Raw genomic sequence first — 23459 nt, 5'->3', positions numbered from 1 at the left:
GGCATAAGTTTCGTCATCCGCTTGTTGAACGGGAACTTCCTCCAAGACACTTCCGAAAGGTGTTACACGCCTTTGAATGGATTCATTATCAATTTATCTTTCATCTAACGTCACTCCTCTCGTTAAGCCCGATTATTTCTTCCCACGTTTGCACAGACGCGGCTGAATTCATGCGAGTCCCTTCTCATTCAAAGCACTTAAATTCAACTAAGAACGGATGAATTTCCAATCAAATGCCCATAATAAAGCTTAATGAAAAATTCATAAAGATAATGGTGATTACATGTGGAAATCTTCCGAAATAAATACCTATCCGTTAACCCTTGATGTTTTAAAAACGATGCTTGCCGGCATATCAGAAGCCAGTATCATTGAACGTTGCCCACCTTCCGGAAATCCGATTTGGATTATATATCTGGATACGCTGGTCGATGAGGCACGCATCAATGAATCTATCCTGAAGCCATTGCTTACTATAAATGACAGACCGGTTCCGGAGCGTATTCTAAACTGTAAATTCACAGAAATTCATACACTTAAAGATGCAGAACAGCAACTGATGCGGGCAGCGGTGATCGTACATGAGCCTGCGTTAAATCAATGGTGGACCACTCTTCTTCCGATTACACTGGGTCGTCCTGTAGGAAAATCAGAAACGGAAACCATTATTTACGGGCCGCAGGATAGTTTTACGGAGCAGATTGATCAGAATATAACTTTGATTCGCCGGCGGCTTCCTTTAAGTACATTGAAGTCGGAACAGTTCACAGCCGGTTCGCTTAGTTCTACTTCAGTCTCTCTGCTATACATTGAGGGTTTAACCAATACTAACCTTATCTCTAACACTAAAGAGAAGTTAGTTGCCTTGAACTATGATATATTTCTTGATTCTGGCCAAATCGGAGTTTTTATCGAAGATCACAGCAACAGCCTCTTTCCGCAGCTGCAGCAAACGGATCGACCCGATCAATGCGCTTATTCGCTGGCCATGGGCAAGGTCGTGATCCTGGTAGACAATTCTCCATTTGCTCTGATCGGACCTATAACATTTTTTCATCTTTTCCAATCGCCCGAAGACTATATCCACCGCTGGATAGTCGCTAGTTTTTTGCGTTTACTCCGGTTCTTCAGCTTTTTTCTGTCGCTGATACTAATTCCGGTATATGTTGCCTTAACGGCCCATCACTACCAGATGATCCCTCTGCCTCTTCTCTTTGTCCTGATTGAATCCCGCAGCAAGCTTCCATTCACCCCATTTTGGGAGGGGTTGATCATGCTCGTAATATTGGAAATTATTAAAGAGGCCAGTTTAAGGATGCCGAATAAAACGAGCCAAACTTTAGGTGTCGTAGGAGGTATTGTTATTGGACAGGCAGCGGTTGAAGCCGGTTTTGCCAGCAAAGTGCTGATCGTTCTTCTAGGTGTATCGGGGATCGCCTCTTTTCTGTCGCCGAATTACCAGATATCCAAAGCAAATACGGTCATCCAGCTGACTTTTCTCTGTTTAGCCGCTTATTTCGGTATATTCGGAATTATATTAGGCTTAATCGTTCTGCTGGCGCATTTGAACGGATTAACTTCACTGAGAGAGCCCTATTTGGCTCCTCTGACCCCCCTTTATTTTAAGGACTGGAAAGATTTTGTAGTGAGGGTAAATCTTCATTGGATGGAAACGCGACCTTCCTATTTGAAACCGTTGAATAAATGGCGATACAGCCGCAGGAGACGATGACATGTCCGCATTCACGCTGTTCGGTAAAAAGGAAACGCTTGGCAACTTGTATACCGGGCTGCTCATGAACAGACTTCAAATGCTTTATTATTTTCTCATCATGCCTATGTACCTGGCCCATTTCTATATGGTTTGGGTGATCCTGGGATTGGGACTTCTCTCTCAGCTGATGCTGTGGATGTTGTCCAAGTGGTTGACATCTCCCTGGGCGGCACGGGGGCTTGAAGGCTTTAAGGAATTGCTTGGTCCCAAAACCATTCGGCTGCTGGCTGCGGTCGGGCTGATTCCGCTGTTCCTCAAAACTTCTGTGATCGTACTGGGATATAGCGGGATTGTACATGAGTATATTTTCCCCGTGATGAATAAGACTGTTCCGTTGATCGCCATTTTATTGATAAGCTGTTACGTAGCCTCTCATGGAATGGAAAGGACTCTCCGTTTCATTGTGATTGCTTTTCTCGGTTCCGTATGGCTCATCCTCTGCTATCTTCCTTTTTATTTCCCGCCGGTCGCAGATTATAAACAACTGTATCCCTTGATACCGGTTCAGTCGCCGGTTGACTCCTGGAAAGGTATTGTTATCTGCTGGGCGGCATTGTCGGGTCCGGAGTACCTTATCTTTTTAGTGCCATGGCTGAAGCCGGATCGAAAAACGATTAAACACCTGACCATTGCTAATCTATTCACTATACTTGAATACCTGCTCCTTTTTGTTGCCACTGTCCTCTATTATGGACACGAGTATTTGAAGACGGCCGGGTATCCGGTGCTCAATATGATCAGTTACCTGCAATCCCCTATATTCGAACGGATTGAAATCCTGCTGATTTCTTTTTTTATGTTTAACGTCGTCTTTGCCGTCTCGCTGCTTCTGTTGATGTTCTATGGGGCCCTGCAGATCACAGCAGGCAAAACTCTCAAAAAAAACAGCCGGTTCGGATATTTAGCCAGCTGCTTCCTTATGGGCATCCTCCTTGTCATTACAAACGAAAAACTCTGGAAAGCCGATACGCTCCAGAACCTTTGGCCCGGATTTTTCATGTACTCGGAAGCGGCTACTTTTCTTTTGGTTCCCATACTTTTGCTGATCGCAATGCGGCGGAAAGGAAACACATCTATATGAAACTACGGAGAGCATTGCTCATCATCCTGACATTGATATTAAGCTTGCCGCTAATGACGTCTTGTGCACCGCTTACCGAGAACAATACCATCGAAGAAATTGCCCCGGTAACCTTTCTTTCTCTCAGCGAAGGCAGCGAAGGTAAAATCAAAATTAGCACTCTGGCACCTCCGCTTACCAATGAGCCCAAAAAGCTGATTACCAAAGAGGTGCATATGCTCGAAGAAGGCAGAAAGTATCTCAGCCTTAATTATTACCGCGAATACAAGCTCGGGCAGCTTCGGATACTCTTTATCAGCGAATCTCTGGCCCGCAAGGGAATTGCGCCTCTAATTGCCTCACTATTATTGGACCCGGAAACAACACAGCGCTTATATCTTGTTGTCGTCCACGGAAATTTCGATGAATATATCATAGCTAATACTGAGAAACAGAAGGATCTGGAGTATTTTTTGTATCGTATGTTCAAACATTATGAAAAAAAACAGCAGGGCACGATGACGGTCATTAATCTGCACCGCTTTTTGCAAAAATATCATAATCCTTTAGCGGATCCGGTCCTACCCGTGTTTGAAGCAACTGCGGATGATTTTAAGTATAAAGGTACCGGCCTCTTCCAGAAGGATAAAATGGCGGGAAAACTTTCCCTCCGACAAGACCACATCTTCCAGCTGCTGGATAATGTAAATTATATTAAACTTTTGCCCCTCCCTGAGTTTTCCATTCTTCTCGGCCAGGTTCGCTCAAAAGTAGACCTTCATTGGAACCGCGGCGACAGCATTTACGCGGTGAATGTCAATTTGTACGCCAGACTGGTGGAATATCAGGGAGATCGTTATTTAGGCGATACAAACAACCTGATGGAATTGCAAAGTGAAATTGAAAACTTTCTGAAGGAGCGTACAACGGAACTTCTTCAGCAAATGCAGAAGTGGGATGTAGACCCGTTATCTATGGGATATGTAGCACTTCATCCATTCTCAAAGCCTATTTCCGGAGAAGAGTGGCAGAAAACAAAAAGAAGTCTAAATTATCAGGTGAAAGTTCACCTTACACTCAACCCACTCCCGGCAATTCCTTCTTATCAAAATCATCGTTAGTACTTGCTGTGTGTCAAAATCCCCTCTTTAGGTATGTATGGGAAATTTAAGGGGAAGTTAAATTTGGGCCCTGCAGAAAGTAAGGATTCTTTAAGTTGCACCAACGAGATGACCTTATCAGATTCATCTACGATGCTTATAGAACCCATATTTTCATCGTAGAAGGCTTCCATTTTATCGGGAATAGTACCATGTTCTTGTCCATTATAAGCAATGGGATCAAGTTCTTGTCCTGCGCATAGGACATTCATGTAAATTTTGTCAGTCCACCGAAGAGTTAAGTTATTTTAAGGGTTCTCTTATTTGTAAAAGCTGTACCTGTATGCTCAAGATTCCTCCTACAAACAAACAGGTTTTACAGCCAAAAGAAATTATAGCCCAGCCAACTCATACAAAAAAAAGTTTAGCCCACAAGTGATAGGGTATCGTTCGGAATTTGAAGCAAATACCTGAATGGCCATGAGCTGTACGGGTATCCATAAAGTTAATTCTTAGATTCAATGGGTTTGATCGCCTATTGAGCGAAAAGCGCATTTTCCAAACCCGAGCAGAGAATTCCCCGTGAAAAACGGGGATTCAGGTTTTTGAGAAAGTCTCAACAGCTATTCTTATTTCTACGTAGTTTAACATGACATCGCGTTAATGTTGAAACAAATAGCGAAGCTTCACTGATGCTAAACAGCTCACGACGTTTTGGACTGCGTAATGCGACAGAACAATTGCTCATGGCTGCTAACCAAAAAGGTCGCCTTCCATCTGGAAAGGAAAGCGAAGGATGCCTGACTGGCGTTTATTTCACCCGAAAGAACGGATTAAACCAAGAGAACCCCATGTCTTTTCATCAGACATGGGGTTCTCAACAATCTGAAAGCGTATCCCATTAAGGGGTGTGCTTTTTTGTCTTGCTTGGCGGCGTCCTACTCTCCCAGGACCCTGCGGTCCAAGTACCATCGGCGCTGGAGGGCTTAACGGTCGTGTTCGGGATGGGTACGTGTGGAACCCCTCCGCTATCGCCACCAAACATGAATTCACATCGTGAATTCTACCTTCAAGGTGTTACACCCTGAAAACTGGATCCTAAACCAATTCTTGATTACATCTCTTTCTCGAATATTCCCTTTGTCGAACTCTTTCTAAGGATTTCTCAATGCTCTTCAAGTCCATATTAAATTTTGACAAAAAACTGCACCTCCGATCTGTTAGATGGTGTCCAACAATTGGGGTGCAGTTCACACACTACTCAGCTGCTTTCTTAATTGTATTGAGTTAACTTCTACGCGTTGTTCAATCAAAGAGCGACTGTCGACGTCGATGACATCATATCGGGAATGTTATCAAGTTCTCGTCATCTAACTTATCCAATAGGAGTACCGTTAGGTATTTCAGTATCCGGTTTTAATAGAATAACATCTCCTTTTTCCGGGACTCCTCCCAAAACTAATACCTCCGATTTGAATCCAGCAATGCGCCGAGGAGGAAAATTAACGATTCCTATAATTTGCTTTCCTACAACTTCATCAACCTTGTAACGCTTAGTTATTTGTGCACTTGAAGATTTCAAGCCGATCCCCGTTCCAAAATCAATCTTAAGCTTTATCGCAGGGATCTTTGCTTCTTCAAAAAACTCCGCTTCCTTAATCGTTCCGACACGCATATCTAGTGCTGCAAAATCATCGATCGTTGCCAATCTTTTACCTCCCCCTCTAAAGTCTTTAGCCGCTCTCAAAAATATCTCTCACGCTTTCCCGACAGAACTTAATGAATTCCGCTCGGTGTTGTATTTTACTGCGCTGGTCGAAACGGCTTCAGGAGTCGAATCCCTTCCTCAATGGATCCCTCCATCAATTCCAAGAGCTGGGGTACCAGTTTCTGCATCCGGGGGGCGTTCAGGTGCCGATCGAGAGCATCCTTGTCTTCCCAGCGTTCGTAGATGATGAATGTGCCAGGCTTGCCTTCTACCTCGTGAGCCTCGTAGTCAATGTTGCCCAGGTCGTTGCGCGACGGGGTGACAGCAGCCGTCATGAATGCCTTCATCTCAGCTTCTCTTCCTGCCTTAGCTCTCGCCTCCCAAAGTACAGTAACGTAACGGTTCTTTGTATCGTTCATGCTAATTCCTCCTAATTTATATACTTCGTAATTTTGCTTTAGCATTTTCTCAAATGGAATTGCCTATTTATGCATGAAATTCTGGTGTATCAATGGCTTAGCATAATGCTGTTATGAGCAACCAAAAGAACGATTAAAGCCCTGGCCCGCAAGAACATCTTGACGAGCCACATCTAAACGACGTATTTGGTATTCACTCAAAGCATTTATTATCGAATTCGGATACTTTTAAATCGCGTCCATGATGGCAACCGTATCATCAAGTGAGTTATTAAAGCCTGCGCCCGACATTGGCGACATGGTATGAGCTGCGTCTCCAATCATGGCTATTCTTCCTTTTGACAATATATTAGGGATGTATTCATTAACAGGTGCCCCAATTAAACTGCGATCCTTGATCGCGATTTGCAAAATAGCATCATCTTCTTTGCTCCAATGGGCTTGGCTGGTTTGTGATAGTTCTTCCAGCAGCATTGGTTCTCCCCTCTATCCCTGGCATCATCGCAGTAGTCAATGTACCGGCAGCACTATCATTGAAATAAGCGTTCGAAAGCTGACGTTTTTACCAGTCTTTCTTCTGCAGCAATTTTTCCTCCACTTTCCCTACCCAAACCAAATAGCCAGCATAATCTGCAAATGGTTTGTCAGGGCTTAAATAACGGCGGACAATACTGCGATATCCATCTGCGCCAATCAAAAAGTCTCCTTTAAACGTCTGCTCCTTTTCGCTAGTAGCCCAAGCAGAAGATTCATTTTGCCCAATACTAACAATTCGTGTATGGTGCTGAAGGGTAATACCAGGTTCTTTAGCGACCGCATTGAGCAAACGTTCTTGAATGGCTGACCAGGCTTCAACATTGTTGTTACCATTGGATGCCAAATTGCTTAGTTCTCGTTCAATTTCACTATTAGAATAAGGCTTTGTGTGTAGGCGAATAAAAGCACCATTCCTTAATGATAAATCTGCACGTTCAAGAATAGTCACTGCATAACCAGAACGGGATAACGCAAGTCCCATCATTAGTCCACCTAAAGATCCACCAACAATAATGGCATGTTCAAACTGTTGTTGTAACATCATTCATACTCCCATTTACTGCAGCTTCATCTGGCTGCGGAGCATCCGGTCGAGGAGTTTATCCGGGAGAATACGAACCAGTCGGGTCAGCAGTGCCGAATCGCGGCCGGCCGTATAGCGGGTGCGCGGCTTACTTTCGTGGATGGCCCGTGAAACCACTTCTGCCACTTTCTTAGGAGGGATACCGTCCGTTGCCCATGATTCAGCCTGAGCCTTCACGGCGTCAAAAAGACGATCATGGCGTCTGTGCTGATCGGGTGTCATCAACTTGGACAGCCGATCGGCTGTCGTAACCCCTTTCTCCGACAGGCTGGTGCTGACACCGCCCGGAGTAATCATGATGACCTTGAGTCCGAACGAGGACATCTCCCTGCGGAGACTGTCATTGATCGCTTCCATCGCGTACTTTGCAGCCGAATAAATTCCGAAACCGGGCATTGATATTTTACCGCCAACGGATCCGATATTGACTACGCGTCCGCCGCTGTTCAGCAAGGCCGGAGTAAGCGCCTGAATAACTGCGACCTGCCCGATCACGCTGACTTCGATCTGACGGCGAAATTCATCCAGCGGAACCATCTCAAGAGGTGCATTAACGGCAATGCCGGCATTGTTGACCACGGCGCGCAAAGGGCGACCAAGCGGATCTTGCTCCACTCGTTCGGCCAGCGCCCTTAGTGTGTCGATAGCGGTAACATCGAGAATCACCGGTTCGATATTTTTTTGTTTGATTTTGTCGGCATCTTCTTGACGGCGAACCCCAGCTAAAACGTGAAATCCGTCAGCGGCGAGCTTCTCCGCGGTAGCCCTGCCGATTCCACTTGAAGTACCTGTGACGACAACCATTTCTTGAGTGTTATATGGCATTGTAAACCTCCTGAGTTTGATAAATTATGGATCGCTGTATAGCACTGTTATACGGTTATTATAGCACCGCTATACAGAACTGTCTATAGCGGTGCTATACATTTTTGCATAGTGTTGTCCTCTCGCGACCTGAACATCATTTTTGGCGGGCGCAACGTGATGTACTTCGACGCTCACGAAATACCGTGCCGTGAGGAATAAGCTCATCAAAACCCTCTGAAAATGAAAAAGATCGCCATCCTGCTTGGATAGGCGATCTCTCTTATGTGCCACTATTTGTGGTGCTTCATCTCTTTACCATGAAACAAGACAAAGCCCCAATGGGGCTTTGTCCGGAGTCTCCAGGTTCTGTCATCGATCCCTCATTTTGAACCGGCGTCCGGCCTTAGATCAAAATGATCTGCATTACGCTTTCCCGAATGAGATCAACGACGTCGGGCTGGGGGGGAGGTGCCTTGCGAATTTGGGCCGTCACATACAGCCATGAGGCCGTGTTGGCGGAAGCCCAGACCAGATCTGCCGCAGCTTCGGCTGAAACAGCCAGTTTTCCTTCGGCGGCGACTCTTTGAACATTTTGCACCAGTGCTTCGTACGACTGATCTGCCGCCTCGATATGGGCACCCTCGAGCAGCCGCCCCATCATCGCCGCATAAATCCGTGGACGGGCTGCCGCAAAGCGCACATAGTCATCCCATCCCTGACGAAGCGCCATTTCTGGAATAGGGGACTCCACTGCAGCAATTTTGCTTTCAAATAACTGTTTGAACGCTTCCACTATAGCTGCACTCAGGAGTCCATCGGCATTACCGAAATGGTGGTAGAGTGTAGGAGCCGTAACCTGTGCGATCGAAGTGACAGCTCGCGTCGAAAATTGGGCTCCGCCCTCTTCTTCGAGTACCTTAAGAGCAGCTGCTAATATTTTGTCATATGTGTTCATACTTCTATTATAGCAGTGCTATATAGGTATGTCCATGACGAGGATTGTACTCGTGTGACCATGTCATCCCGTTTGAGATCACAACATCGTGAAACACTGCCTCTTTTAGTTTTATTGAGCTATCGTTCCCCTTAATTCAGTAGACAGCCGTTCGGAAGCCTTTAAATTCCTCAAAATAATAAAAAATAAAATGCATGATCTACGCAATAGAGTCAATTTGAACAATGGGTTCTATTTATCAAAAGGTAGGTGCAGGTAATTCATCAATTTTCAAACGTAGTAAACTATACGGTTTTTTTCGCAGGTCTTTTCCATAATGAAATCTTGCCTGTCTATGTAATTGGTTCACAATTACATATAAGTATTGATCCGGACCAATAGAAAAAGTATCTGGCCATAAAATTCTGGGATCATGGGCGATGGTTTCCATGATTCCATTCGGCAATATCTTTCGAATACTATCGTTTTCATAATCTCCAGCATAAACGTTTCCTTTTGCGTCCGTGATCATCCCATCAGATGCCCCCTTCTCTCCCCAATACTGCACAAGATCACTTAACTTGAAATCCGGTATCGTTCTGTCTCTTAACGATTCTGTTGAAATCGAGTATAGCTGGCGACTGGTTAATGGACAATAGAATAACATTTTTCCATCAGGGGAAATGGCTATACCATCAGAGGCCAATCGAAAGGGAGATGTCGAACCATCCGCGTTTCGATTCATCAAAATTTTGCCTTCCACTTTCGGTAGAAAATAAGGATCGGGTGAGGTTGAGCTGGCTCCATGCAACCGTCTATACGCATTTCCGTTTTCTAAATTTACGACGATAATAGCGCCTGGACCATTGGAAGAAGAATCCGTTATATATGCGTAACCTGCTTTACCTACACGAAAGTCAAATCGGACATCATTCAAATACGTTGTCGGCAAGACTACATCATCTGCAAATATATATACTTTCCTTATTGTATTTGTTTCTAAATCTACCGCGACTAATTTTGCCCCTCCTTTAATTGGCTCAGAAAAATTTGGTGCAGCGGTATCCAGTACCCACAGGGTTCCCCTTCCATCTGCAACAACACTTTGGACACTGATGAAGGACATAGCGATATTCAATGGGTTGATCAAATTCGTTTCTAAATTAGGATAAGGCTGCAACTGACCCTCAACAATTTCCGCTACCGTAAATCTAACGTCATCTCCCCATTTCGGAAAGCAAATGAAGATACGCCCGGTTTCTGACACACTAACGCCTGTAGGCATAGCCCCATAAAATGAATAAACGAGTTCTAACTTACCGAAATATTCTTCCATAGGCAACATAGGTTTTTTGATATCCTCCCCACCATATTTGAACGGATATTACCTATAATATGTTTAAAACTTTTTCTAATGCCTAGCTGATTCTTTTTCTAACCAAAACATAGACGCAGAGTAGAGTAACCCTCTGCTGGTTGTTGCGCCTCAATTTTATGATGCCGACCAGTTTGTAGCTGGTTAGTCATCAACATCCGTGCAGGTAAGTGGCATCATGCGACACATTGGCGATGCGGATTTCACTTTGCTGCCTGTAATACTAATCTTTTGAATGAGTGTGCGGTGCTCAAATACGTAGATGAGCTAATTTTTGTCGATATAATTTCTAAAATGAAGATAGGCTGACTTCAGGAAGAGATCAAAGCCGGCATATTGTATAAATGGGGATTCACTGCTTAATAATAACGAATTTAATTAAGTTTTTTGAAAATGTCCAAGACATCTCAAAAAACAAAAGGCTTCGGCGCAAGCCGAAGCCTTTTGACGGTGACTCTCCGTTGCCTTTGGCAAGTAGTTCGTCTGAAAGTCTAACTGAGCCAAGAGCATTTTATTGTTGGTCCGGCAGACGTAATGCGTTTGCTGAAGTTTGCGCTTGATCTAAAAATTCCGCTGCCTGAGTTAATTGCCGCCGGGCCGTCTCCAAAGCTTGTGAATTTGTTGCCGCGTTAGGTTTACTTATCGAGTTCATCGCCTGATTTAAAGCCGTTTGCACCTCAGAAACCGCGTTAGAAGCATGTTTCTCCAGCGTATTGCCGCTCGAGTTAAGTGCACTTTCTGCCGGTTTTCTTGCACCTTCAGTGGCTAGATCAATTTTGTTTCCATTAGGCAAGGTGTGTCCTCCTCCCTTAAGCAAAGATCATTAATTTAAACAGTAATAAGTATGCAGTTGATATTTTGTTTGTATTCCTGCAACTAAATAGGAGTATATGGATCACACAATTCCAGCAATCAACTTTAGTATAAGATGCGATGCGTTGGGAAATCTAACTTTGGTGAAAAAAGGAGGTGAGAATTTGTCAATGAATACTCCAGCGTTAGCGCCGCACGAATCGATGGAACTGCATGAAGCGTTAAATTTTAAAACGCTCTGCCTCGCTAAGTCAAAACTTATGCAGGGCTTAGTCTTTGACCAAGAGTTAAAAGCGTTAATGCAGAAAGACGTAATTCAATCCACACAACAGATCGCTGAGCTGCAAGCAATCTATGCAAGAGCTCCTTTCCAAGCACCTGTTCCGAATAGCCCGACACCTATAACACATTAAAGGGGAACGCAAATGAATACCGATTATTTAGACCCGATTAATTCATTAAACATGCCGGAAATGGCAGACATGACTTTTGCAATGGACTTCCTTCTTCGTGCCAAGGAGGGGGTGCGAAATTTGTCCATCGCCCTGACGGAAACGGCTTCTCCAGATGTAAGAGCGCTGCTGCGCAATCATCTTAAGCAGGGGATTGCAATGCACCAAGAAGTCTCAGAGCTCATGATTCGCAAAAAATGGTTTCATCCTTACGAACTGAACGAACAGTACCAACTCGACCAGCTTTCGGCGAAAAATACGGTGATGATCGGGCAGATGAATTTGTTCTCGGATGATACGTCGCGTAAAGGGATGTTTGATCGGACCCCAGATGAACATATTGGAGGACATAAAGCATGAAGGCGGTAACGTATCAAGGGATTAAAAATGTCGTGGTCAAAGAGGTGCCTGATCCGAAGATTAAGAAGCCGGACGATATGATCGTAAAGATTACCAGTACCGCCATTTGCGGTTCTGACCTTCACCTTATTCACGGGATGATCCCTAACCTTCAAGAGAACTATGTCATCGGGCATGAACCGATGGGGATCGTAGAAGAAGTAGGCCCCGGTGTGACAAATGTAAAGAAAGGCGACCGAGTAATCATCCCGTTCAACATCGCATGTGGAGAATGCTTTTTTTGCAAAAATCAGCTAGAAAGCCAATGTGACAAGTCAAACGAACACGGAGATATGGGCGCATATTTTGGCTACTCCGGAACGACCGGCGGATACCCTGGCGGGCAAGCCGAGTATTTACGAGTTCCGTTTGCAAATTTTACCCACTTCAAGATTCCTGAAAACTGCGAACAACCGGATGAAAAGCTAAGCTTGATTGCCGATGCCATGACGACGGCGTTTTGGAGCGTAGATAACGCCGGCGTAAAGAATGGAGATACGGTCATCGTGCTCGGCTGCGGTCCGGTCGGACTTCTGGCCCAGAAATTCTGCTGGCTGAAAGGAGCAAAGCGGGTCATAGCCGTCGACTATGTCGATTACCGCTTACAGCATGCGAAGCGAACGAACCATGTGGAAATCGTAAACTTCGAACAGGATAAGAATATCGGCAACACTCTCAAGGAAATGACCAAAGGCGGTGCCGATGTCGTGATTGATGCAGTGGGGATGGACGGCAAGATGAGCGACCTCGAATTTCTAGCCAGTGGTTTGAAGCTTCAAGGTGGCACCATGAGCGCATTTATCATTGCGTCTCAGGCTGTCCGCAAAGGCGGAACCATCCAAGTCACTGGGGTATACGGCGGACGTTATAACGGATTCCCACTCGGCGACATCATGCAGCGCAACGTGAATATTCGTTCCGGACAAGCTCCGGTCATTCACTACATGCCGTATATGTACGAGTTGGTTACTTCGGGCAAAGTGGACCCTGGAGACATTGTTACGCACGTCATTCCGCTCAGCGAGGCTAAGCGCGGCTATGAAGTGTTCGATACGAAAACGGACAATTGCATCAAAGTTGTCTTAAAGCCTTGAATATGGATAGATACATGGGAGGACAATCCGAATGAATTCCAATTATGCTTTGCATGAGATGCTGGAGGTTCATGAAATAGCTGCGTTTAAGACCGTTTGCAACACTAAATCCAAAACCATGCAAGCTCTCGTGACAGACCCGGAGCTCATGCAAATTTTGCAGCAAGACGTGCAATTATCACAGCAGCAACTTCAGGAGCTCGATGGAGTGTTGTCTAAAATGACCCTATAGGAGATAAAAACATGAACACAATATTAGAACACATCACAGGGCTTCATACACTGACCGACGAAGTCATCGCAATGGATTTTTTGATGAACGCCAAGAGCGGTGTCAGAAACTACGCCATGGCCGTGACCGAATGTGCCACCCCCGAAATCAAGCAAATTTTGATGAAACAGCTCGACGAAGCCTTAGACTCCCATGAAAAGATAACAATCTACATGATGGAGCGGGGGCTATACCATCCTTACCATTTTACAGAGCAAATTCAACTCGATCTGAAAAACATTCAGACCGCTATGAACATTCCGTCATGACACCGTATTTCGTCCCGGCAAAACGCGCAAAACCACAATGGTTCAGGCGCGTTTTTGTTTGATTAGACTTCAGAGAACAAAATGTTCCCAGTGTCAAGAATCCAACAATACAATAAGGGCGGATACGCTCCGCACTTATTGCGGCTAGTGTCAAACTCACTTGAACAAACGTTTCTTCGTTTGTTTTGCTTCTGATGGTTATCGCGACGCACTTTATGAATCCCCGCTCATACAGTTTTTGAATATTTTCCTCTAAAGAAGAATTGAGTTTTGATTGACGTGCCACATCCTTAATCATCTAATTCGAGAAAATAACTTAAGGAAGCATTCAGTTTTACTCTATTAATCTTAAGCCAGCTAAGAGTCGACTACACTAATTTTATAAATCCTTAAAAAGAAAAAACGAACTTCCTCCCTGATAGGAACAGTTTTTCTATCTATTTGAGCAATACGACCAGTTAGGGTCTTTTTATCGTTTATCCACCACTCCCCTTTCAAGGGTAAGCTCCTCTGGATAAATTTGAGTATCCGATAATTCAGCATAAAAAAACAAGAACAAATTCTTGCTTGTGTTGCTGTTAAAGTTTCAACTTCAGATTCCCTGTGCTTTCTCGAAACTATTCTAGCCGGCAATGCATCTATTGATGCTGATAAAAAAACTTCCTGGCGTATTCGATACTGTTCCTTCGATACACGATCCTGCATGAATCCTCACAATTTTAGCCCTGTGTTGTGTAAATAGCACCATTTATGCCTCTATCCTGTTTTCAGTGTTGTTCAAATATCTTCTACCCTATTATTGGTTTTAAATCAACAAACATGAGATCAGTTCCATTGTATGCTGTTCAATTTAACATAATAGACTATCCAACTACCATACAGTGATCCGCCGAGGGTAATGATTTCAAGCGAACTCCTTTTACATATATACTGTTCCCGTCATTATCCTATATAATTTCTATTGTTTAGGTCTACGCATTGTTACATTCCAGACTACTGAAAAATCGCTCAACAAAAACATCACCATATATTTTCTTCATATGCGCCGTGTTAAAAATATATTGTTCCATATACTCAAGCTTGCGCAGACTGCGTACCAGTACTTTCCGATCATCGTCAGATAGACTAGGGTCATCGTCTATCTTCGTCAAAGCATTTTTCACACGTGCGGATACCTGTTCAACATACAGATAATTTTTGGATTTTGGCGGAGTACATTGCGTCAGGTCACAGTTCACAAAACGAACACCGTCAAGGATGCAGTTTTCAAAATTGGCTATTAGCTTTTGTTTGCCATTTCCCTCAAACGTAATATCCACTAGCTTGCCGGCAAAGGAACAATTGACGATATTCGCCGCTTGTAAAATCCGGTCATTGAATCTACATTTATAAAAGGTACAGTCGATAAACGTAGCATTCTCCAATGTCATCCCTCTCATATCGCAGGAGGAAAATTCGCAATTGGTGAAAACAGCTTCGTCTCTGGCAATGCCAACAGAGCGCAAGTCTGAACGAATAAATGTACAATTATCAATCGTACTACCGGCAAAAAATCTCGCGTTCGTAAGATCGCAGGTATCAAAAACAAGATGATGCAGGTTACAGCTCCAAAATATAGGTGAACCAACATTCGAGTTTATTATGGTCGTTCCCCTTATAGTTTCGTCTTCATACCTGACAATATCAGAAAATAATTCGTTGTCTACTGACATACCAGACACAAGTCTTCTCATCCCTATCACCCTACCATTTCTTCAGAATCTTTTGCAATTATGAATACCTTATTTTGGTTTCTTGTGAGATCGTAAACTTCAAAAAATGATCACTGAGCACGCACCCAGATACAACATTGCACATTCCCAGACCATTGCTGTTAATAAATAATAATAATAGGCGTAGAGTGCTTGGTGGTTATCAATGGGGACTTGTGGATCCAACCTCATTAAGCGAAGTAACAAAAAAACATTTGTTCTGAAAAAAGTGAATTGGCAATATGGCAATCAAGAATACACGAGTATAACAGATGACTCCTTATTGGTCTTGCAGCAGCTATGATAATACACCAAAAGTTAATGTGCCCAATAAAGTTCGTCTCTCCTTCAGATGTGCTTTCTGCTTTTTAAAGTCCATACATAAGTTTTAAAAGCTTGAACAAACTTTTCAAACGCTGATGTCATTAAGCTATCCTTTTTTCTAATTAGGCTGATCTGAATTGTTTTGTATTTGGCTGGAAGTGGAAAGTATCGTAACTTATTTTCACCTATATATCTCTGAATGACGGAATAAGGAACAAGCGATGATCCAAGCCTGCTAATTACTCCTTGGACGATGGCGTCGAGATGATTGAATTCCATGTACCTTACGGAATGGATACCAACGGATTTTAGCCAACTTTCGAGCAGTTCTCGTTGAAAACAGCCTTTAGTGTTCATCAGAAAAGGCTTCGCGAGTACTTTTTCAATGTCATTGTAATCACTGTTTAAAATGAGTACAAGTTCTTCTTCATAAAGAAGCTCTTTAACAATATCAGGATCGTTGGCTGGGGCTTTTACAAACGCCGCGTCTAGTTCGAAATGTTTGATTTTATCGATCAATTCGCCCGAAAATTCTGTTGTAAGAGATAATTCAACTTTGGGATATACTTTATGATATTGAGCAAGGACCTAGTAGGGGTAAACTTGTTGTCACTGTACATTAGGGAGGATGTCACGGCTATTTCAAGTGAATTGCCTCGCTTAGCCGGAAGAAGTAAGCCTGCATCCGTCTTTCCTTTAAGCTCTTGTTTCTCGTAGGACCAGTTCCGATACAAAAATAAAGCCTTGTTCAAATAACCATCGCATTGCTTTTTGTTGCAGTTCTCCGTGTGTTCGAAGGTCCGCCGCAGATAGCGTATGGCGAGCCTCGACGGCCTCCATAAACGACATCACTGAGGACTTGTTAAAAAATAACCCCAATTAGGGATTATTTTTTTGTTTTAAATTGTATGCTTTGCTGTCAATCCTAGATCACTGGAGATTTTCCAGGTATTTAATCTGTCCTTGATATATTTTGAATGCAGCCCTACTTGAGCTGTCATCGATTATGCCCGGTTCATTCCGATGTGCCAGTACACCAGATTAACTGGTCTTTAAGCAGCATTGCAGCAAATAGGACGAGAAGATTTTTATATTCATCAACATGTGCTTGTTATCCCCATCCAACTTGCTGAGCAAAATCCCCCCCTCCAACAAGGAAAATGCAAATGATGCTAGCGCATCCACATCCAGATCTTCTCTAAACTCCCCAGCTTGAATGCCGTCACGAATAATACTTTTCATCATATCCAAGAAGGTATGCAACCCTTGCCTTGCCCGACCACAAAGCTCCGAATGAGTATCGTCACTCTCCACAGCCGTATTCTGCATGGGACACCCTCCAATAAATGGCGGATCGTTGATAACATCCTCATAAACACGAAAAAAAGCAATCAACCTTCCTGACGCAGACTGCTCTTGATCAACCGCCTCTAAAAATTTTCTGGTGACCATGCTAGCAGCATAATTGTAGGCTTCAAGCGCTATCTCGTCTTTACTGGCAAAATGTCGATAGATGCCCCCCTTCTTGATTCCGGTGTCGGCAATAATATCGTTTAGCGATGTACCGGCATATCCTCTCTGGTTAAAAATTTCAGCCGATTTTATAATGATGTGCTCCCGTGTTCTATCCCCTTTTTTCATGCGCTCCTCCGTATGAACTTTTTCTATTTCATTTGTTTAAACAAATTATACAATTGTGTCTTGTCATTTACTAGAATCATGATAATATAAAAGATACCAATCGGTCTCTTTTATTATACAGCAAACCATTCCAAAATGAAATAGCACTGGGCTGGGCCATTCACCAAAGGTACGTAGGTGCACTGATTATGGAAGAGCTGACTTCTTTGATTTCATGACAGGCATCCGCCTGTTTTGAAAAAATTAAAACATTTAGGGGGATTTTTCAATGACTGTAAAAGTAGGCATTAACGGTTTTGGACGGATCGGACGACTCGCTTTTCGCCGAATTCAAGATGTGGAAGGTGTCGAAGTTGTAGCGATTAACGACCTTACGAATGCTAAAATGTTAGCTTATCTGCTCAAATATGATACAACGCAAGGCACTTTTCACGGTAACATTGAAGTCCATGACGGATCCTTCAATGTAAGCGGCAAAGAGGTTAAGGTTTTGGCTAAACGGAATCCTGAAGAACTCCCTTGGGGAGAGCTTGGCGTTGACATTGTTCTCGAATGTACAGGCTTCTTCACTACGAAAGAAAAAGCCGAGCTTCACCTGAAAGGCGGAGCGAAGAAAGTTGTCATTTCCGCCCCTGCTACAGGCGATATGAAAACGATCGTATACAACGTGAACCATGACACGCTGGACGGAACGGAAACGGTTATTTCCGGTGCTTCCTGCACAACGAACTGCCTGGCCCCTATGGCTAAAGCTTTGCACGACAAGTTTGGTATCCAATCTGGGCTAATGACGACAGTTCACGCTTACACGGGCAACCAAAACACGCTTGACGCTCCGAATCCAAAAGGCGACTTCCGCGCTGCGCGCGCCTCTGCGGAGAACATCATTCCCTACTCCACCGGTGCCGCAAAAGCAATTGGTCTGGTTCTTCCGGTACTTAAGGGCAAACTGGATGGAGCATCCCAACGTGTACCTGTACCAACAGGTTCCGTGACTGAACTCGTTGCCGTTTTAAATACCACGGTAACGGTTGAGCAAGTTAACGCTGTAATGAAAGAAGCTTCCGATCCAGATACTTACGGCTACACGGAAGACGAAATTGTATCTTCCGATATCAGAGGCATCACATTTGGTTCGCTCTTCGACGCCACGCAGACGAAAGTTCTGACAGTCGGTGACCAGCAACTGGTGAAAACTGTAGCTTGGTACGATAATGAAATGTCTTACACAGCCCAACTGGTTCGCACTCTGGAGTACTTCGCTAAGATCGCTAGGTAATAACTTTCCAAAATCAAAAGATGAAAAGAAGGAAAATCCATGAAGGACGTACTCAACAACAATATGAAGGTCGAGAAAAACGAAGTGCTCCTTCTCCCCCATGAAGGCGTCATTATTACGTTGCTTTGCATTACCGTTGTGTTGGTCTCGATGAATACGGCCATGTTTAATTTGGCGTTAAACGATATAAGCCATTATTTTAACTTGCCGTCATCTATCGTTTCGTTGACGGTCACCGGCTATTCTATCATGTTCGCCATCTCGTCGATCACCTACAGTCGGTTGTCTGATTTTGTTCCGTTGAAGCGGTTGTTCGCTATTAGTCTGGTTTTGACGGGAGGCGCGTCGGTTGGGGCGATGCTGAGCAACCATTTCTGGGTGCTGCTTGCAGCCCGCGTTGTACAAGCTGCCGGTGCCGGTGCGGCGCTCTCCTTGTCCATCGTTCTTCTGACCCGTTACGTACCGCTGGCGCGGAGGGGAAAACCGATGACGTTCATCATGTCCTCCGTTTCATTGGGGTTTGGGCTAGGTCCGGTGATTGGCGGCTTTGTGGTGCAATATATCGGTTGGAAGTATCTATTTGCAATTACATCCTTGCTGTTGTGCATCGCCCCGCTACTCGTGCGTTATATTCCAAAAGAGTCGCTGTCCAAACGGTCTTTCGATTTACTGGGGACAGTGGCACTGAGCACAGGTAAGGCGGGCCTGTTGTTATTTTTAACCAATCATCATCCCATTGCCTTGTTGATTGGAATCTCAGGTCTGTTCGTCTTTACTCTGCGTATCCGCCGCGCGAAGCACCCGTTTGTGCTACCGTCATTATTGGCTAACAGAACCTATCTTGTGCTTGCCTTAATCGGGGTCTTATCCTATTTATGCAACTTTGCCACGCTGTTTTTGTTGCCGCTAATGCTATTGAAACATTTTGGTTTGAGCGCAAGTCAGGCCGGTTTTGTTATTTTTCCGGGGGCTATTTTGTCCACATTGCTATCAAGAATGATCGGGGCGATGATCGACAAGCATGGAAACAGCAATATGTTGCGTACGACTTCTATGGTCATACTATTGGCGGCCGTATTGTTCGCAGGAGTGGGTACCCAATATTGGGTAGCGAATGTTTTCGTGTACATGCTGATGAACTTAGGCTTTGCCATCATCAGCAGTAGTGTGTCAAACGAAATCTCCTGCATATTACCCTCCTCCCAAATTGGCTCAGGCACGGGATTGTTCCAACTGATGCAGTTTATCAGCGGCGCTTTCAGTATTGCCGTGATATCTAGCGCAATGGAATGGCAAAAGCATCTTCCGGCTAGCCAAGCGTATGCAAACCTATTCTGGGGACTGGCCGTGGTAGCGCTTATAGCCAACTTGTGTGCTTTTCTGTACCTAAGACGAATAGCCCAAAAAGCCACGTAGTCATCTTTATCTCAAGTAAAGTTTATATGATTGATTAATTGATAACACATATCATTACGGTTAACCATATATGTTCTTGTCTTTTTCGGCTAACGATATAAGTTCTTGTCTTCTGGTTCTGACAAGAACTTATATCGTTAAAATACAAAAAGCCTCAACTAGGCGGCTATTAAGCGTGAATCATCATGGAAGAAAAAATATACCGCTCGGGGAATTCGCAAAATTCTGGCCAAATATTCAGAAGCTGCCGGTGAAATCCTGCGAATTCATGAGCCTGAGTGAGAAAACTAAATCATATTGAGGGAGTTTAATAAACCACTGGGAATTATCAGCTACCAATAAATTTTTGATTCCATTCTCTTGTAAGTGTCGGATTAGACAAATGCACAATCAACTGGACATCCTAGGTTCTCGAAAACTGTGCGCGCGGCAGAATCTACCGGCAGGAAAACCTCAATTTGCGGATATAAGCGGCCGCCTGCGGAAATCGATACCTGTCTGTAGCGTACGGGAATAAGGTCTCCGGAGCTTTCCATTCTGGCTAGAATTGTTTGTATTTGATCAACATTTCCCCCTACATCCGGCACACTTAGATATTCGCATGCGTTATATTTCTGAACTCTATCCAGCAATTTTTGATACCACGCATCATAACGCGAGAGCATGTGCTCACTCTTAAAGGCTTGTATTCCGTTTATGATGTGCTCCTCCCACTGCTTAAACGACGCCTTGTCAAACGTGGAGCGGGACCGGATAGGAAAACCAGAATTAAAATGTAAATCGACCCTATTCATTAACTCATCATATGAACGGTCGAGAGGGATTTCGAACAATTGATGAAACGGCTCATTTAATCCCTTGATGTCCTGAGTATGTGTTACGACCATGGCAGGAAAAGGAATACTCCTCATCGTTTCCTGAGCCCACTCTAATGCACGCTCTAACGACCGTCCATACAATTCGGTCTGAATTGGAAGAAAACCGGCTGCCAAAAGCAAATCGTTACGCTCGTCGGATGTACACTCAAGATATTCTGCAATATTTATTATCGTCTGGCGGGTCGGTATGCGGCGGGTACGTCCAACCAGCAGATTTTTATACGAAGGAAAAGCCTCGTCGTTCAGCTCTTGTTGAGTAAATCGTTTCAAGGACGGTTGAGGTCGATCGACAAGCTTTTGCTGGCGTTTTATCCGCAGGGCTTCAATTTCTCCCATTACGATTCTATGTCTGGAATTCTCCGTATCTATATCCATCTTCTCTTCCCTTCTCTTATGAAGTGTAGTTCTGCACTTGGGCCGAACCTTTATTTAAAGTATACTCCTCATTGAAATGAAGGTCATCTAATGACCATAACCAACATGGAGGAAAACCGATATGATTCGTACTATTGTTGTTGATCCGCATGCTCCGTCTCATTTGGCCTTCAAGGAAGTTGACGCCCCGCAGCCTAAGCCATGGGAAGCGCTTGTGCAAGTGAAGGCCGTCTCACTCAACCGTGGTGAAGTGAGTGACGCTAAAAATCAGGAAATATTTAGCCGTCCTGGCTGGGATTTCGCCGGGATTGTCATCGAGCCGGCAGAGAACGGCGCAGGACCGCAAAAAGGGGCCAGGGTTGTTGGTTTGCTCCCGAAGGGAGCCTGGAGCGAGCAAGTGGCTGCCCCCGTATCGTTGGTGGCCGAAATCCCCGACAAACTCACTTTTACAGAGGCGGCTACCCTCCCCGTAGCAGGGCTCACGGCTCTTTATGCACTTCGAAAAGGCGGCATGCTGCTTGGCAAACGGATTTTCATTACAGGCTCTAGCGGCGGAGTTGGGCTATTCGCCCATCAGCTTGCGGTCCAATCCGGCGCATACGTTGTAGGTACGGCAAGCACGGAAGAAAAGGCGGAGCTTGTTTGGGAGGTCGGATCCGACGAAGTGATCATTGGATATTCCGCAATTTCATCAGCCAGCAAATTTGGGCCGTACGATCTGATCATCGATTCAGTAGGCGGCAATACACTGGCGGCGTTGCTGCCGCAGCTAGCGCCCCAAGGGATTTGCGTTGCGGTAGGATTTTCCTCTTCAAATACCGCAATGATCGATATGAAGAATATGGTGACCAGCGGAGGAAGAACCTTGTACAGCTTCTTTTTAGGTGAGGAACTCACTCGTCAATCAGTCGCGGACGATCTGAGTTTGCTGGCCCGGCTGGTCATAGATGAGCGGTTAATCCCACGAATCCAAGTGGAGGCGCCTTGGACCGAAATTGACACGGTTGCCTGTAATCTTAAGGAACGGAAATTCTCGGGCAAAGCCGTGCTTCACTTAGATTGATTATATAAGTTTGCAACTATAATCCCAGGAATCTAAAAACGAATCTGAAAAAGAAACGGCAGTAGTACACCCTTACTCGTTTGAGTGGGAGTACCGCTGCCTTTCAATGAACCCGGCTATTTGACCTTTATATTTCCGCTACGCTTACTCCAGAGCCTTAAAGGCCGCCTTGGCTGCCTCAGCGACTAGGGTATTGTTGTACTCTGCATCTTCGGTATCACGGCTGGACATTACGGCAATAATGATCGGTTCCCGATCCGGAGGCCATACGATGGCAACATCGTTGCGTGTGCCATAGCTTCCTGCGCCTGTCTTGTCACCAACTACCCAGCCTTCTGGCACAGCCGCCCGAATTAGTTCGTCACCGGTAGTATTTTCCTTTAACCAGCCGATAAGCAGCTCTTGTTTGTCATTAGGCATGGAATCGTCAATCGTCAGCACTTTGAAGCTGTTGGCAAGGGCGTTGGGCGTACTCGTATCACGGAGGTCCCCAGGAATCGCTTCGTTCAACTCTGTCTCATAACGGTTGGCCATAACCACAGTGTTACCGTTGTCTCTCATCGCTTTTTCAAACCCCTCGGGTCCGCCGAGCGCCTTTAACAGCAAATTTCCTGCCGTATTGTCGCTATAACGAATGGCCGCATCACTGATTTCCTTGAGATTCATCCCGGTATCCACATGCTGTTCCGTAATCGGTGAATACGTGACCAGATCATCCTTGGCAAACTTAATGACTTTGCCTAGTTCATCGTTAGACTTCTGCTGCAGGACCGCGCCTGCTGCCAGTGCCTTGTAGGTGGATGCATAGGCAAAACGTTCATCAGCCCGATAGGCAACCTCTTTCCCTGTTCCCGTATCAATAACATATACGCCCAGCCGCGCGTCAAACTTGGTTTCAAGCTGTTTAAAAACCACATTCGCTGCGTTTGAGTTTGGCGGCTCCTTCTCAGTAGGCGGAATTGAAGCCCCCTGTTTTGTACAGCCAACGAGTAGCACAAGAAAGATTGTCATCGCAAATAAAGCTATTCTACTTGTATTTAATACATATTTTTTCAAGATTTATTTATCCTTCTTTCTCTAAAAATATATCGTCTATTTGAACCCCTGTCAGCAGGTTATACCGCATTTGCCCGATGT

Annotated in this window: 26 protein-coding genes, 1 rRNA gene and 1 pseudogene; 12 read left to right on the top strand and 16 right to left on the bottom strand. The window is 44.6% G+C overall.

Annotated features, from left to right (window positions below; genetic code table 11):
- The first annotated feature begins 283 nt into the window (after window positions 1-283).
- The 3 genes from AC5V8P_RS00140 to AC5V8P_RS00130 all read left to right on the top strand — a co-directional run bounded on the left by AC5V8P_RS00140 (window position 284) and on the right by AC5V8P_RS00130 (window position 3955).
- The gene (locus tag AC5V8P_RS00140; RefSeq protein WP_064797151.1) at window positions 284-1732 is read left to right on the top strand and encodes a spore germination protein; all 1449 of its coding nucleotides are present in this window, start codon (window positions 284-286) and stop codon (window positions 1730-1732) included.
- Window positions 1733-1796: 64 nt separating this feature from the next.
- On the top strand, window positions 1797-2855 hold the full coding sequence (locus AC5V8P_RS00135; RefSeq protein WP_231116874.1) for a GerAB/ArcD/ProY family transporter: 1059 nt from the start codon (window positions 1797-1799) through the stop codon (window positions 2853-2855).
- Window positions 2852-3955 (top strand): Ger(x)C family spore germination protein, encoded by a 1104-nt coding sequence (locus tag AC5V8P_RS00130; protein WP_064797153.1) that lies wholly within the window; start codon window positions 2852-2854, stop codon window positions 3953-3955. The genes AC5V8P_RS00135 and AC5V8P_RS00130 overlap by 4 nt, the downstream gene beginning before the upstream one ends.
- On the opposite strand, the gene AC5V8P_RS00125 is transcribed toward AC5V8P_RS00130, so the two are convergent.
- Window positions 3952-4206, bottom strand: a complete 255-nt coding sequence (locus AC5V8P_RS00125) for a hypothetical protein (protein WP_063210381.1) — start codon at window positions 4204-4206, stop codon at window positions 3952-3954. The two genes, AC5V8P_RS00130 and AC5V8P_RS00125, sit on opposite strands and share 4 nt — an antisense overlap.
- 420 nt (window positions 4207-4626) lie before the next feature.
- On the opposite strand from AC5V8P_RS00125, the gene AC5V8P_RS00120 reads away from it, so the two are divergent.
- On the top strand, window positions 4627-4839 hold the full coding sequence (locus tag AC5V8P_RS00120) for a hypothetical protein (protein WP_155762552.1): 213 nt from the start codon (window positions 4627-4629) through the stop codon (window positions 4837-4839).
- 20 nt (window positions 4840-4859) lie between these two features.
- On the opposite strand, the gene rrf is transcribed toward AC5V8P_RS00120, so the two are convergent.
- From rrf to AC5V8P_RS00075, 9 genes are all read right to left on the bottom strand, one after another.
- Window positions 4860-4976: ribosomal RNA gene (rrf, locus tag AC5V8P_RS00115) — 5S ribosomal RNA — on the bottom strand.
- Between the two features lie 333 nt (window positions 4977-5309).
- A complete protein-coding gene (gene csaA / locus AC5V8P_RS00110) occupies window positions 5310-5642 on the bottom strand; it encodes a chaperone CsaA (protein WP_064797154.1) in 333 nt (110 codons plus the stop codon).
- A gap of 95 nt (window positions 5643-5737) precedes the next feature.
- Window positions 5738-6106: a putative quinol monooxygenase gene (locus AC5V8P_RS00105; RefSeq protein ID WP_231116875.1), complete on the bottom strand. Its 369-nt coding sequence runs from the start codon at window positions 6104-6106 to the stop codon at window positions 5738-5740.
- Between the two features lie 183 nt (window positions 6107-6289).
- Window positions 6290-6535 (bottom strand): FAD-dependent monooxygenase, encoded by a 246-nt coding sequence (locus tag AC5V8P_RS00100; protein ID WP_064797156.1) that lies wholly within the window; start codon window positions 6533-6535, stop codon window positions 6290-6292.
- 88 nt (window positions 6536-6623) lie between these two features.
- A complete protein-coding gene (locus tag AC5V8P_RS00095) occupies window positions 6624-7139 on the bottom strand; it encodes an FAD-dependent monooxygenase (protein ID WP_064797157.1) in 516 nt (171 codons plus the stop codon).
- A gap of 15 nt (window positions 7140-7154) precedes the next feature.
- Window positions 7155-8006 (bottom strand): SDR family NAD(P)-dependent oxidoreductase, encoded by an 852-nt coding sequence (locus AC5V8P_RS00090; protein WP_044785942.1) that lies wholly within the window; start codon window positions 8004-8006, stop codon window positions 7155-7157.
- Between the two features lie 385 nt (window positions 8007-8391).
- Entirely contained in the window at window positions 8392-8943 is a 552-nt protein-coding gene (locus AC5V8P_RS00085; RefSeq protein WP_063211971.1) for a TetR/AcrR family transcriptional regulator, read from the bottom strand.
- A gap of 238 nt (window positions 8944-9181) precedes the next feature.
- Window positions 9182-10267, bottom strand: coding sequence for an L-dopachrome tautomerase-related protein (locus AC5V8P_RS00080; protein ID WP_064797158.1), 1086 nt, complete (start codon window positions 10265-10267; stop codon window positions 9182-9184).
- 541 nt (window positions 10268-10808) lie between these two features.
- Window positions 10809-11090, bottom strand: a complete 282-nt coding sequence (locus AC5V8P_RS00075) for a hypothetical protein (protein ID WP_064797159.1) — start codon at window positions 11088-11090, stop codon at window positions 10809-10811.
- Between the two features lie 190 nt (window positions 11091-11280).
- Here AC5V8P_RS00075 and AC5V8P_RS00070 point away from each other — a divergent pair, with 190 nt between their 5' ends.
- The 5 genes from AC5V8P_RS00070 to AC5V8P_RS00050 are packed head-to-tail and all read left to right on the top strand — an operon-like array spanning window position 11281 to window position 13595.
- Window positions 11281-11523, top strand: a complete 243-nt coding sequence (locus tag AC5V8P_RS00070) for a hypothetical protein (RefSeq protein ID WP_063211977.1) — start codon at window positions 11281-11283, stop codon at window positions 11521-11523.
- A 12-nt stretch (window positions 11524-11535) separates the two neighbouring features.
- Window positions 11536-11922, top strand: a complete 387-nt coding sequence (locus AC5V8P_RS00065; protein ID WP_064797160.1) for a spore coat protein — start codon at window positions 11536-11538, stop codon at window positions 11920-11922.
- A complete protein-coding gene (locus tag AC5V8P_RS00060) occupies window positions 11919-13055 on the top strand; it encodes a zinc-dependent alcohol dehydrogenase (protein ID WP_064797161.1) in 1137 nt (378 codons plus the stop codon). The genes AC5V8P_RS00065 and AC5V8P_RS00060 overlap by 4 nt, the downstream gene beginning before the upstream one ends.
- A gap of 31 nt (window positions 13056-13086) precedes the next feature.
- Window positions 13087-13287 carry a hypothetical protein gene (locus AC5V8P_RS00055; RefSeq protein ID WP_064797162.1) on the top strand — a complete coding sequence of 67 codons (201 nt, stop codon included), beginning with the start codon at window positions 13087-13089 and terminating at the stop codon, window positions 13285-13287.
- An 11-nt stretch (window positions 13288-13298) separates the two neighbouring features.
- Entirely contained in the window at window positions 13299-13595 is a 297-nt protein-coding gene (locus AC5V8P_RS00050) for a spore coat protein (protein WP_063211982.1), read from the top strand.
- On the opposite strand, the gene AC5V8P_RS00045 is transcribed toward AC5V8P_RS00050, so the two are convergent.
- The 4 genes and pseudogenes from AC5V8P_RS00045 to AC5V8P_RS00030 form a co-directional block, all read right to left on the bottom strand.
- Window positions 13576-13893, bottom strand: a complete 318-nt coding sequence (locus tag AC5V8P_RS00045) for a hypothetical protein (RefSeq protein WP_495473539.1) — start codon at window positions 13891-13893, stop codon at window positions 13576-13578. The genes AC5V8P_RS00050 and AC5V8P_RS00045 overlap by 20 nt on opposite strands.
- Window positions 13894-14566: 673 nt before the next feature.
- Window positions 14567-15307: a pentapeptide repeat-containing protein gene (locus tag AC5V8P_RS00040; protein ID WP_231116887.1), complete on the bottom strand. Its 741-nt coding sequence runs from the start codon at window positions 15305-15307 to the stop codon at window positions 14567-14569.
- Between the two features lie 387 nt (window positions 15308-15694).
- Window positions 15695-16246: pseudogene (locus tag AC5V8P_RS00035) on the bottom strand (LysR substrate-binding domain-containing protein); the annotation flags it as partial.
- Between the two features lie 465 nt (window positions 16247-16711).
- Window positions 16712-17311: a TetR/AcrR family transcriptional regulator gene (locus tag AC5V8P_RS00030; protein WP_063211987.1), complete on the bottom strand. Its 600-nt coding sequence runs from the start codon at window positions 17309-17311 to the stop codon at window positions 16712-16714.
- A gap of 268 nt (window positions 17312-17579) precedes the next feature.
- Here AC5V8P_RS00030 and gap point away from each other — a divergent pair, with 268 nt between their 5' ends.
- On the top strand, window positions 17580-18590 hold the full coding sequence (gene gap, locus AC5V8P_RS00025; protein WP_063211988.1) for a type I glyceraldehyde-3-phosphate dehydrogenase: 1011 nt from the start codon (window positions 17580-17582) through the stop codon (window positions 18588-18590).
- A 39-nt stretch (window positions 18591-18629) separates the two neighbouring features.
- Window positions 18630-20006: an MFS transporter gene (locus AC5V8P_RS00020; protein WP_231116876.1), complete on the top strand. Its 1377-nt coding sequence runs from the start codon at window positions 18630-18632 to the stop codon at window positions 20004-20006.
- Window positions 20007-20380: 374 nt separating this feature from the next.
- Here AC5V8P_RS00020 and AC5V8P_RS00015 read toward each other — a convergent pair whose 3' ends face one another.
- The gene (locus AC5V8P_RS00015) at window positions 20381-21259 is read right to left on the bottom strand and encodes a hypothetical protein (RefSeq protein WP_063211989.1); all 879 of its coding nucleotides are present in this window, start codon (window positions 21257-21259) and stop codon (window positions 20381-20383) included.
- A gap of 121 nt (window positions 21260-21380) precedes the next feature.
- Between AC5V8P_RS00015 and AC5V8P_RS00010 the strand changes: the two genes are divergently transcribed.
- Window positions 21381-22322, top strand: coding sequence for a zinc-binding dehydrogenase (locus AC5V8P_RS00010; protein WP_064797163.1), 942 nt, complete (start codon window positions 21381-21383; stop codon window positions 22320-22322).
- A gap of 144 nt (window positions 22323-22466) precedes the next feature.
- Here AC5V8P_RS00010 and bla read toward each other — a convergent pair whose 3' ends face one another.
- Window positions 22467-23378 (bottom strand): class A beta-lactamase, encoded by a 912-nt coding sequence (bla, locus tag AC5V8P_RS00005; protein ID WP_064797164.1) that lies wholly within the window; start codon window positions 23376-23378, stop codon window positions 22467-22469.
- Between the last annotated feature and the right edge of the window lie 81 nt (window positions 23379-23459).

The sequence above is a fragment of the Paenibacillus sp. N119s genome (genome assembly GCF_059447605.1).
This window is presented reverse-complemented; position numbering and strand designations above follow the sequence as displayed.